The sequence below is a fragment of the Apilactobacillus kunkeei genome, assembly GCF_005930975.1.
GTDB classification, from domain to species: domain Bacteria; phylum Bacillota; class Bacilli; order Lactobacillales; family Lactobacillaceae; genus Apilactobacillus; species Apilactobacillus kunkeei_E.
This window is the reverse complement of sequence record NZ_VBSE01000040.1, coordinates 98,816-113,360: the sequence shown is the minus strand read 5'-3', so window position 1 is coordinate 113,360 and position 14,545 is coordinate 98,816. Positions and strand designations below refer to the sequence as shown.

At 39.7% G+C, this 14,545-nt stretch carries 1 protein-coding gene; it reads left to right on the top strand.

The features are described 5' to 3' along the window. Positions 1-177: 177 nt before the first annotated feature. Positions 178-14,388 (top strand): DUF5776 domain-containing protein, encoded by a 14,211-nt coding sequence (locus FD688_RS04310; protein ID WP_138741933.1) that lies wholly within the window; start codon positions 178-180, stop codon positions 14,386-14,388. Positions 14,389-14,545 lie beyond the last annotated feature (157 nt).

Genomic DNA, 14,545 nt, shown 5'->3' with positions numbered 1-14,545 from the left:
TTTCCAGCATCTTTTTTTATACATATTTAATAAATTAATTAATTTCATATTTTATTAAGAAAAGTTAAAAAAGACGAAAGCATAAGGTTTTTTTATAAACATAAGGGTAAAATAGTGTTAGATTATAGTAAGTAAATGGACAACTTGTATATGTATAGATATAAGGGAGTGATAATTATGCAATATAACAAAAATGAATTTATGAAATCTAATGATAAAAAAATAATGAAAAAGGTTAAAAAACAATGGGTAGTTGTATCTATTGCCACATTGGCCTTTTTAGGAGCATCTGCCTATGGCATGATGAATACCAATGTCTCTGCATCGGCTGATACTGTTGCTGCAAGTGCCGATAATCAATTTAATAATAGTGATGAAACTGCAAAATACAGTAGTCAGATCCAACAAGGATACACTGATGCTTACCAAAATAAAGGTAACCAATCAAGTACTATGTCAGGTCAAGCCGCTAACTATTACAATGCTGGTTATGCTGGTGCTCAATCAGCAATGAATGCATATGTACAAAAAACACAAGGCGTGGGTGCTGGTAACCAAGATTATAATTACTATGGTAACACCGTTACTAAACAAGATGGATTCCAAAACGACAATGCTGACGCTAACTCGGGTACACAAGGTTCCGCAAACAAGCGAAAAACAGCAGGTGATAACGGTAATGCTGCTAAGACGCAAACAACAACTACTACCACCGAAGCAACTAATCCAACTGACGGAACACCTTTAAATTACAGCAACCCTAACAACATTAACCAAGGTGGAGCTGATAATCCTAAGGATGCATCCAACTCAGTTGCCACTTACGAGTCAACAATGTTAAATAAGGTTAATACTGCTAATAACATTTCCGTAAAGGTTACTTCACCTACTCAAGCTATTAATATTCCAACTGCTAACACCGACGTAATTGTTAATGACAGAAACAAGTATGCTAATGCAATCGGTTTACGTAAAGCGTTCGACCAAGGTGTAAACTATGCTTTGCAACAACAAGGTATGGCTGACGCTGAAAGTGGTAAATGGCAAGGTGTTACACAAGGCTCAGGAGGTCAAACTAAAGATTACTATCTATCAAGTAACACAAATGATAGTACTAACGTTTACGACCAAGCTTACCGTGGTGCTAGAGATGCGATGAACGCATACTTCAATAGCAGTAACGCTTATCAAGGTAATGGTTCTGTTCAAACTATTACTACTGGCACTGCTGACTATCAAGCAGGTTACAATGACGTTGTTAACCAAGCAAGCCAAGGTATTGTTTACGTTCAAAACGGACAACAATACTCATCAGCAATGACTGGATCTACTACCAACGGAAATGTTGGTGGAAATATTGCCAACAACATTAATACCATTCGTTTAGCTAATGATATTGATTTAACTAATGCTACGAACGGTGAAAACGATGGAACTGTTAATACCAATTCCGCAACTATTACTGTTGACGGTCAAAACCACATGATGGACTTCCATGGTAACAACTACACCATTAACCGTGTTGGTTCTGGTTCACTAGATGTTTACCTACAAAACTTCCAAACTATGTATGGTGCAAACTACTTTGGTGCTTTCCGTGCTGAAAACGGAGCGGTATTCCACTTCAGTAACATTAACTATGTTGGTCCACAATTGCTAAGTTCATACAACAATGATACTTACTTCAGTGGAAACGTTAATGTATTAGTACCAACCGCTTCAATTTACTACACTTCTCCATTCCAAAGTAATGTATTAATCGAAGGTTCAGGTAATCAAGAAAACCTTGAAGTTAATAACTTCATTCTAGAACCTAACTCAAACTACTTTGGTAATACTTCACCTGCCTTAGGTGGTACTAACGTTGTTGTTACTGGTAACTTCACATTAGGTGAAAACTCTAAGATGACTTTAATTCCTCGTGGTGGTAACGGGGGAGCTGCTACTATCGCTGACGGTTCAACTTGGGGTGTTTGGTTGAAGAATGCTGGAGCATCTCTAAACATTAACAAGAATGCTACATTAAACATTATTCCTCAACTTTACAACAACCAAAAGAACCTATTCGGTGGTGCGATTTACTCTGGCGCTAACGTTTCAATCAACATCAACGGTGGTACTTTGAACTACGAAGGATACAATGGTATTTCTGGTTACTACAACCAACCTGTTGACATTCAAGGTTCTAAACAAACACAAATTAATGTTATCAATGGTGGGGTTATGCAAATCCTTATGGATTCTGTCCCTGACGTTTCTGTTTGGAACTCATACGCCGGTCACCAATCAACTTACGGTGGTTTAATTAACAACGTCGGTCAAGGTAGTTTTAACATTGGTTCACGAGGTAACTTAAAGGTTGGAGTTACTAACTCTGATAGTACTTACAACGTGCCTTACTTCGGACCTATCAACATTAACTCGGTTGGTTCAAACCACGCTATCTTCCTAAAATCAGGTGCTGTTAAGCCATTCCAAACTAACTCTGGTACTTCAGGACAAACATTAAGTGGTAATATTAATGCTTACACTGTTGCCGTAACTCAAGCTGACGGTAGTAAACAATACCTTTACAACTTTAATTTACCATCTGGTTCTAACCAATACAGCGGTATTGATTTCAATGGTGATAACAAACAAGGAACTATTAGTGGCAATACTTTAGATATCGCTGACGTTCCTGCTGTTCAATTCGTTGGTCCACTAACTAAGCAAACTAACAGTGATGGTACTGTAACTGTTACTGGATACGCTAAGTTATCTAACTACAAAGAACTAAATAACCAACCTATCTATGTAGGTGTAGCAAGTTCAAATTCAAACCCAGCTAATTACAACAGTTTAACTGCGGTTCCAAATACTACTCAAAAAGATGACTATTCAAAAGCTGACCCTAACCTATATGTAACCACTGTTGATACTACTGGTTACACTGGTGGTATTATCCCAATTAGTTATACCTTTGCTAAAGGCGCTAACACTAACTACATTGGAATGCGACTACATTACGGAATCAACTCTGTAAATAGTATTCTTACCCCTACTGGTTACAACTCAACTGTTGAAGGTTACAAAGATGCTGGTAATGGTAAGGTTGTTGAAGACACGACCAATGGTGATATGCAAATTGCTAATGGTACTACTGCTAACATTCAAGCTGGTATCAATGACGCTTTATCTGACAGTATCAACAATAGCTCTGACAGCAAAAACAGCGAACCATTTGCTACTAAAACTAACGCTGATTACTTAGCTAGTTACAGCTCGATTCAAGCTGGATATGCCGCATTTGATCCAAGTAATCCCAACCAAGATTACACTCAATTAGCATCATACGCTAATTCAGCAAGCCCTTCTGCATTTGCACAAGGATACCGTGAAGCAGCTTACCAATCTGGATTAAATGATGCTCGTTTTAATAAGACTACTGTTCAAGGCAACGCTAACTACGCTGAGGCTCAAAACCAATACAACCAAGCTTATCAAGCTGCTTTAAACGCTGGCCCTGGTGTTTCTGTAAATACTATTATTTCTCAAAATAATTTACCAACCGTTACTTCAAACGGAACTGCTGCTAGTGCTGTTACTACCGCTATCTCTGACGCCCAAGGTGCTTTAGCATTTATCAGTGATGAACAAGCTGCTACTATTAACGGTACTAATTATCAAGCAATTAAGAATGATAAGGCTAAGTTAAATGCTTACAATGACGCGGAAACCGGTTATAACAATGCCCTATCTGTTGACCATAATGCTGATAATCCTGATACAAATGCCGATAAAGCTGAAACTGCAGGCTTTGAATATGGACAATCATTAATTAATGGTGGTTTATCAAGTTCAACTCCTACGGCAACTGCTCCACACATGACTAACTTACAAGCTGCTATTTCTGGATACAATGCTGCTCAAGCTGCGATCAGTAAAGCTAATAATACTAATATTGCTATTATTCAACGTGGGATAAAGTCAGGTACACATACATCAATGAATACTGACGGTTATCAAGGTGACCTTACTGCATACCAATCTGTTAAATATGGTGCTTACATGGGTCTTGCCAACCAAAGTGATAGCTCATTGAACTCACTTGAAAAAGTTGGTTACAATGCTGTGGTTATCCCAGTTGCTACTCAACTAGGTCAACAGGCATTTATGAGTAAATCTGGTAATACTCCTACTGGGGTTGCTGCTTTATCAGATGCTGGTAAGCAAGCATTCATCAATGCTTACAATCAAGCTCAAACTGATTACAACGCTGGTCAATCACAAGGATTAACTGACGCTCAAGCCAACAACAAGACATCAAACGTCCCTTCAAATATTCCAAGTTCAGTCATCAATTCTGATGCCTACAAACTAGGATACAAAGGTTCCGTTGATGGATATGCTGACGGTAGTTTAACCAGTGCTGGTACGCAAAATGCTAAAGACAGTAAAGCTCAACCAGCTTACAACGATGCTTATAACGCAGCTTACGCCTTAGGTCGTCAAACTGCTGGTGGTAATGACTACGTTCAATACAAACAACCAAAAGCATCTGACGCTGATTATAAGACTGGTTATAGTCAAGCCCAACAAGGACATGACGATGGATACAATGATGCAAAATCTACACCAAATCCACAACCAACTAAGTCATCAACCATTCCTTATGTAACAGGTTACAAGTCAGGAGTTGCTGATGAACAAGCTGACGCAACTAACGCTGCTAACGACCAAGGTTATGTCGATGGTGGAAATGACTTCTTAAACAACGTCACTCGTCCAACAACTGTCGCTCAAATCAATAATAAGTCAGTTCAATACACTACTAATTATTTCAAAGCATTTGACGCCAGCCAACAAGGATTTATTGACGCTCAAGCAAATAAAACTGCTAACCCAAGTCAATACAGTGACGCTAAACAACAAGCTGCTTACCAAGCTGGATTCCAAGCATTTAGTACTGTTCAAGCTAAATTAGCTAGCGATAGTCAATCAGAAGCTAATGCTGACAACGCTAATAACAAACTTGAATCAGTTACTAACGATACCTTCAAAGCATTTATGGCTAGTTTGAGAAAAACTTCCTATACTAATGTTGAAAACAACAATGGTAACTTATACAAATTAATTGCTAATAACTATCAATTCGCTCAAGCTTCCTATGATAAAGGTAAAAAGCAAGCCGCAGATGACACAAAAGCTAAGGGAACTGATGTATATAGTCAATTAGCTATCGATCAATACAATGACGGTCACTCTGATGGATACCAAGCAGCTAAGACTTCAGATAGCCCAACACCAACTAAATCAAGTGCAGATTCATACGTACAAGGATTTAACAAAGGGGTTAGTGACGAACAAAGGGATGCATCTAATGCTGCTGATGCTCAAGCATATTCAGACGGACAAAATGACTTCTTGAACAACGTCACTCGTCCACAACAAACTAGTCAATTGAACGGTAAGTCAGTTAACGGAACAATTAATTACTTCAATTCATACGACGCTGCAGAAGCTGGATTTATTGATGGAATTGCTAATAGTGCAAACAACACTAATAAGTATACGAATGCAACTTTACAAGCTGCATATAGTGCGGGATATAATGCCGCCGTTAATAAGGTAAGAGCTCAACTAAACAATGATGAACAAAACATCAACAGTGCCGATACTCCAGCATCAAGCGATACTACTGCTGACAAGTCTGTTACAGCTGCCAATGAAGTCTTCAAGGCTAACTACGATAGTTTAAAGGGAATTAATCACACTCCTGACAGTAACATTAATACTCAAGGTAACCTATACAAGGATATTAATAATGTATACAGCAAAGAAGCTGGTCAAAAGTATAATGAAGGTATTGATGCCGTTCAAAAAGACAAGAATGCAAAGAGTGCAAACACAATTGAACAACTAGCTATCGATCAATACAATACTGGACATGCTGACGGTTATGAAGCTGCTAAGAACTCATCAAACCCTCAAGCAAACAGTACTGCTGCATCATACGTTCAAGGATTTAGCAAAGGGGTAAGCGATGAACAAACTGACGCTGCTAATGCTGCTAACTCACAAGCTTTCGTTGATGGTCAAAATGACTTTTTAAACAACGTCACTCGTCCTCAAACTGTTAGTCAACTGAGCGGTAAGTCAACAACAGCTACAACTAACTACTTCAATGCATATGATGCTGCTGAAGATGGATTTAAGGATGCGCTTAGCCAAACTGCTAAGAACACCTCTAAGTACACAGATACTGACTTACAAAATGCTTACAACAATGGATATGATACTGCTGTAAACAAGGTGCAAGCACAATTAACTAAGGATGAACAAGATGTTAATAACGCTAACACCCCAGCATCAAGCGATACTACTGCTGATAAGTCAGTAACTGCAGCTAACGAAGTATTTAAGGCTAACTACGATAATCTAAAAGATGTTGCTCACACTGCTGATTCAAAGGTTAACACTAATGGTAACTTGTACAACGATATCAATACCATATACAGTCAATCAGCTGGTAACAAGTACAACGCTGGATTAGCTGCTGTTCAACAAAACAAGAACGCAACAAGCTCCAACACAATTGAACAACTAGCAATTGACCAATACAATGACGGTCACACTGATGGTTACGAAGCTGCTAAGACTTCTGATAATCCAACACCAACTAAATCAAGTGCTACTTCATACACCCAAGGATTCCATCAAGGGGTTTCTGATGAAAAGGCTGCTCAACAAGGTTTCAAAGCCGATGTCTTAAGGGCAGAACAACAAACCGACCCTGATCATCCATCAAATGATGGTCAATCTGACGCATTTAAGGGTGCTGCTGATGCATTGAAGAATGTTTATGATAATGGTGGTAACCAACCACACATTACAAATAGTGCTGGTTACTCAGATGACTACGTAAATGCTTACAACCTAGAAATCGACAAGGCGAATGCAGCAAATGAACAAGCTAAAAATGATATGACTAACGGTGTTGCTAAGAACAGTGACAACATCAATGAAGATAGTAAGAACAATGCTACAAAGGCTATTTACAACCATGCATACGATCAAGTTGCTACTGGTTTCGGCGCTGGATTGAACAGTACTAATGGTACTAACTATCCATCCAATGCTGACCAACAATACGGTTACAACACTGCAACTGGTTATGAAACTGGTAAGAGTTTAGCTGCTGGTTACCAAGCTGCTATGAACGACTTCCTAGCTGGTAAGACTGATTCAAGTGCTAACGCAGCTCCTGGATACGCAGACACAATGAAGGCATTAGTAGCTGCCAAAAACGGTACTGCTAACCCATCAACTTCTGCTCTAAGCAAGTATGCTTACAGTCAAGAATTAGCAACTAAGAATGCTATCAACGATTCAATTAACGGAAATACCAAGGGTAATGTTCCTGATGGAGTCGACCCAGATGTTTACAACGAAGCATACAAGGCTGCTAAAGACGGTTTTGCTGACGGAAGTACATCAGGTGCTGTTCAATCAACTAATAAGGACAATACTGATACTTCATTGTCCTACACTGCTAGTTACACTCAAGCACTAAATGCTGCTAGAGCTCAACAAGGTGCTAAGGACTATGTTAACGGTACAATCAATAGCAATAGCCAAAACACAGATCCTTCATATGCTGCCGGGATCACAGCAGCTACAAGTGGATTTAACGATGGTAAATCAGGTCAAGATAACACTGCTACTTCAAGTAACCCAGCAGCTTACGCAATTGGTTTAGCGGCTGGTCAATCCGCAAAACGTGGTATTGATGAAGCACAAAGTACTAATGATCCTTCCAAGTTAATCGGTGACGCCAGAAATGCTTATTATGGTGTTAAGGATGCTTATGCTGATGTTGAAAACAATGAAAAACCATCTACAGGAGTATCAGGAGTTCAAACTGGTAGTCAAGCATATACTTCTGCTTACAACGATGCATTAACTACTGCTCAAGCCAAAGCTAACGATGGTGCTAGTGCATTCGCAGGTCAAACCGCACCTGCAAGCAAGTTGAATTCTGATGGAACATACAACCCATCAAATGATGATAACGATAAGGCTTATGCTTCTGGTTACAACCAAGCATTAGCAGGTTACAATGCGGCCAAGAGTGGAAATATTGATTCAACCAACACTAACTCAAGTTATCAAGCAGGTGTTGGTTTAGCTAAGGACTTACAAACTGGAATTAACATTGCTAAGACCAATAGTGGACAAGCAAGTGATCCAGCACAACAAGCTGCAATCGATGCTGTTAAGCAAGCATACACAGATGCTAAGAATGGTGTTGATAATCCAACCAACGTTCCAAGTAATGATGCTGCCTACGCTAAGATTTACCAAGACGCATACAACCAAGTAAAACAAGATGCTAAAAACGACATCAACAATGGTGTTCAAAACTATCTAAGTGGTGGTAACAAGTCTGGTAACTCCGATATCGATTCACAACAAAGCGATGCCGCATTTGATAAGGCTGCCCAAGGTTACATCGATGGTTCAGCTGCTGGCGCAACTAACCAACATCCAAATGACGTTGCATACACTAAGGGATTCGATGCTGCTAAGTCAGTTCAACAAGCAATTGCTGACAAGCAAAACAACACTAATAACTCAAGTGACAGCAGTAAGAACCCAGATAATACAGCTTACAACAACGCTGCCCAAGGTTACACTGACGGTCTAGCTGCGGTTACTTCAAGTACTACTCCAGCACAAACTGGTGTTGAGTACACTACTGCTTATAACCAAGCATTGAAGGACGGTCAAACTGCATACAACACTGGTGTTAACAACGCACTATCATCATTATCAGGATCTGAAAATGATGGTAACCCAATCGGTTCATACGGTACTAACTCACCATTAGGTGGAGTTGCTAAACAAGGATTCGATGATGTTAAAGCTGGTTTCGATAATGAAATTCAAAATGCTTTAGGTAACAACCCAACACCAATCAGTAATCCAAATGCCGCTAACACCGAAGGTACTAAGTTGGCACAAAGCGTTGAAAATGCAATTACAACTGCTTTGGCCTCAGCTGACAACATTAACGCTCCTAAGATTAGTGGAATCAACAATGATGGTTTGACTAATGACATCAATGGTGCAATTGCTGAAGCTTACAAGAACTATCGTGATGCAAGTGCAACCGATAAAAATGGTAATTTCACAACACCAACTAGTTTCACTCCAGCTCAACAATTGGCATACAACGATGCAATTGCAAAACTTCAATCTGAAGAAAAAGCTAACTTGAAGGCTGCTCAACAAGATGTAATGAGAAACAACGTTGACAACCACAAGGATTCTAATGTTGATATCTACAACAAGGCTAAGGCTATGGTTGATGGTATTAGCGATGCCAACGATGATAACCCAACTAATGATTCTAAGTATGCTTCAGATAACAAGGATGCTTACGATCAAGGTAAGGACCTAGGTGTTAAGAACCGTGCAACTGGTGCTCAAGCTTATCTAAATGGTTCAAGTGAACCAGCTGGTAGCGATGCATTGAGTGGTGCACAAAAGACAGGTTACGACTTAGCTAGACTTGGTTTCCAAGAGGCTACGGATACCAATGGTACTGCTCCTTCTAAACCAAATGATCCAAACTACATGGCTGGATATGATGCAGCTAAAGCTGTTAAGGCGGTTGAAAGAAACAATGCTAACAACGACAAGAATGCAACTTATGCTGATAAGGCAAGTGCTACTCAAGCGCAAAGTGGTTACACTGACGCCATTACAGCATTCAAGAATGCTTCTGACCCAGCTAATGTAAACGATGCATTTGCAAACCAATCTCCTGCATATACTCAAGCATACAAAGACACTGTTGATAAGTTGAAGCAAGACTATCAAAATGGCCGTGACCAATTCAAGAACGGTCAATTGACTGCTGATACAACAGGAATTGCTAATGCCGACGAACAAAAAGCGGTTCAACAAGGTTTAGCAGATGAAAATGCTGGATTCACTGCCGGATTAACAGGTGATACTACATTCAAACCTGCTAACGGTGCTCAAAGCGATGGACAATCACTAGGCCAAAAGGTTAAGAGTGAAATCCAAGCTGCAAATGATTCAGGTCATACTGTTGATACTGGTAGCAAGATTCTAGATGACGCCATCAACAAGGCTCGTCAAGCCGTTGAAAACGATTCAACTGTATCTGACACTAACTACCCAGAAGGTCTAAGTGATCTTGCAAAACAAGTTTACATGGCTAGTGTTGATTCATTTAAGGCATCTTATCAAAACGGTGTGAACTCAGTTGTTACTTCTGGTGCAACTAAGCCAGCTCCAGCAGCAAATGATAATTCATTCACTCAAAAGGGTGCTTCAGATGCCACTGCAGCAATTGATGCCGGATTTGCCGGAACTGACAAACCTAATGCACTTGATGCTGCATATCAACTAGGTCAAGATGCTAGGAACGGTTACTTAAAGGCAATCGGCCAAAACACAACTCCTACAACTAGTGATGCTGCCAATACCGGTAACCAAGCTGCTAGTCAAGCAATTACTGATCAAACAAGCACACCTGCAGGTAATACTTCATTAGACGATAAGTCAGAAGTATACAAGCTTGCATACAAAGCTGTTAAGACTAACAGTGTTGTTGAAAGTTCTAAGAACGATGGTGCTTTGAGATTCAGCAAGGGTCAAATTGAACCTACCGCTACTGATCAAGTATCACAAATCGCTAAGGATGCTTACGACGCAGCAGCTAAGGGTTATGCTGATGCAAGGGATGGTAAGATTGACAGTAACCGTCAAGACGATGCATACAAGACTGGTATCAAGGCTTATCAAGATGCTCAAGCTGGTATCAAACTTGCTAACCAACAAACTTCGGCTGGCCAAGGTGTTCCTGCTACTGATCCTAATAACGATAACAAGCCACTTTCTGATTCAGAAAAACTTGCATATCAAGCTGTGATGGATGCATACAATGGTGTGAACGAAACTAACCCTGGTAACCCAATCTATGACGAAGCTTACAAACAAGCATTGAATGATAAGACTAGTGCTGAACAAAAGGGTGCTACAGCCGAATTAACTGGCAACGAACAACCTGTAACTGCACTACAACAATCCATCTATGATAACGGTAAGAACGAAGCTAAGACTGGTTATGAAAATGCTCAACAAGATATGACTTCATCAGTAACTGACTACAACACTGGTGTTAACCAAAAAGATGCTGAAAACGGTGCTGCATTAGCATTCCAAGATGCATTGAATGGAAAGCCACAAAGTGCACCAACTCAAGCAAGTGAAGTGTTCAAGGATGCTTACAACAAGGCTTATGCAGAATCACAAGGCTACATTAAAGATGGTGAAGCTGCTGCTAATAAGAAGCAAAATCCTAACCTATCTGGTTCAAGTGCTAAGAACAGATTAACTCAAGCTGCTTATGACCAATTTACAAATGGTTACAATACTCAAATGGCCAATGTTGATAGTAACGCAGGTTACCCAACTAATAACCAAACACCAATGTTTAGCGACGGTGTTAACAAGGCTAAGGAAGTTCAAGCCGCAATCGCAAACTACGAAAACAGTGGTTTTGTAAACGGTACTGATAAGACTGATGCCCTACAAACACTAGCTGATCAAGCATATCAAGATGGTATCAATGGAAACACTGACTATAAGTCAACTAACATTGAACCAAGCGATGCTCAAGCACTTGAAAAGACTGATGTATACAGCAAGATTCAAGACTACGCAACAAACGTAGTCAACGGTGCTAAGGCATTGTTTAACAATGACAACCAAGATTCTACTAAGGGTGATTCACTAAAGATTAACCCAGCAAAGGCTGCAAATGATAAGGCCTTTAACAAGGGATTAGATCAAGCTAGCGCCGCATTGAAGGATGCTATGCAAAACGATTCATCAATGGATGCTAAGTACGACCCACAAACTCTTGCTGGTAGAGTCTACTTCGCTACTAAGATGGCATACAACCAAGTAGCACCAAATGGTAGCTCTGAATATAACGGTAAGGTTGATGTTGCAAATGATGCTACTGCTAAGGCCACATACGACGCAGCATTAGCAAACGCTAAGAGGATTGCTAGTCAATCTAGTCAAGATGCATCTAACAATGTCGACAATTCAGCTAACTACTCTGGATTAGCTAAGATTGTATACGATGGTACTCACAGTCTTGCTAAGGGTGCGTTCTCTGATGCTCTAAAGGGTATCAATGCAGATAAGTACACTGGTAATGACGAAGGGTCTATCACTTACCAAGCTGTTCAAAACGCTATTAACGACTACCTAACTAACGATGGTCAAGCTAAGAGGGATCCAAATAAGGCTAACATTAGTGCCGATAAAGCAGATGTTTACACAGCTGCATACAACCAAGCATTAGCAATGGTTAACAAGGCTGCTGGTCATGGATTATCAATGTATCAAGCTGGTAATTCAGACGAACAAATTTCTTCATCTCAATCACCAAATGATAGTTTGAACAAGGTTGCTGTTGAATCTGCTAGAAGAGCTAAGGCTGGTCATGACGATTCAATCAACAATGAAGGTCATGTAAGCGATGATAACAAGTCAATTGCTGAAGATTCATCATACTTGGCAGGATTGAAGGGAGCAAAGGATGCTGATAAGGGTGTTGAAATGGCATTAGCCGACTCAACAAAAGCACCTGATGCAGACGCTTCTCAAGCTGAAAAGGATGGATTCAACGGTACTGTTGATGGTTATCATAAGGCATCTACTGACGGAAGCATCACTCCTGAAGATATTGATTCATATGTTTCTAATAATTTAGGTGACAAGTCCGTCGCATATCGCGATGCCTTTAAGAATGCTTATCTAGATGGATTAAAGGTTGCCAAAAAAGGTGCCGATGCTGCGAATGCAAATCAACTGGATTCAACCAAGGGACAAAATGGTGCAGCTCAAAAGGCTCAATCACAAGGTTATCAAGATGCTAATAATGCATTCTTAGATAAACTACATGGCATTGATGACAAAGACGCAACTTCGAACACTCCAGCTTCAGTTTCTGGACGTCAAAGAGCTACACAATACTTGTTAGCACTACAAGACGTTGCCGATGGTCATCCAAACACAAGTAGCCAGGATGCTGATTATCAAAATGGATTAGCTATAGCTCAAGCAGCTCTACAACAAGCTGTATCAGATGGAAAAGCTAACAAGCAATTACCAGATAACTTGACACAAATCCCAGTTCCTGATGGACTTGATCCGGTTGCTTACCGTGATGCTTATGCTGGAATTCTAAGTGGGTTCTACAACGGTTACAACAGTAAGTCAACTGATTCTGGTTCAACTGATGCTTACTACAACATCGCATTTGGTATCGGATATGCTAAGGGTAAAGCAAGTATCCCAACTGATACTTCAGCTCCTAGCGACTTCTTGAACAACAGAAAGATGCCAACAATCACAGATCCAGCTGTTGCTAAGGCATACAAGCAACAATATGACGAAGCTAAGTCTGGTTTCTATGATGGGCTATATAATAGAGGCTCTAAGTCAAACAATGCTTACTACAAGGCAAGTTACAAGCTTGCTCAAGATGGACTAGCTGGTATGAGACTTGCTGCTAAAGGTGATACCAAACAACATCGTAAGATGCTTAAGAATGAAAGTGCTTCTTTTGTAGAAGGATACAACGCTTATCTAAAAGGTGTCGCTGCAGCTAAGAGAACTCTTAAGAAGAATAAGAAGCTTTCTGCTAAGGATCTTCTAAACAAGGATAAGCTATACAGCTACACCTTCAAGAAAGGTTTGAAGCATGAAATTAAGATTCAAAGAACACATGGTAAGAAGTTCGGAACCAGAAGAGCACTAGAACGCTTTGCAATTCCTAAGAACATCTACACTCATCATTCTGAAAGCTATGCTCGCACTTATGTCGCAACATACAAGAAGGAAATGAAGAGACACATGCCAAGATACATCTACAATGTAGGTACTATCTTTACGCATAACCATGTTAAATTCACTCGTCATACTCGAATCAGAAAATATGCTTACTCAGCAAGATACAATTCAACTGTATTCAAAGTTGTCGGCGTGAAGTACTACAAGAACCGTATCCCAAGATACCGTTTAAGTAATGGTGCTGTAGTAACCGCAAGTCAAGCAGTACAAAACGCATACTACAAGAAGCACTTTAAGAAGTATCGTGTAATCAAGCCTACTGGAGTATTGATCCATACAGGTAAGACTTTCACTAAACGTAATTCAGTAAGAAGATTGTACAGAGGAGAAGTATTCCACGTACGTAAAGTTGTTAAGTTCTATGGAATTACTCGTCTATACATCGGAAAAAATGAATACATTACTTCTAATAAGACATTTGTCAAAGCAGTTATTAAATAATTGCGAATAAAAAGAGTCACTGGTTAATTCCAGTGGCTCTTTTTTATATACTCATATTAAAAAGGAGAATAAAGTTTAAGTTTTTTTTAAAAATAAGCTTATTAGACCTTTTTTATGAACAATAGAGTAGAATAGTGTTAAATTAAGATTAGAGTAA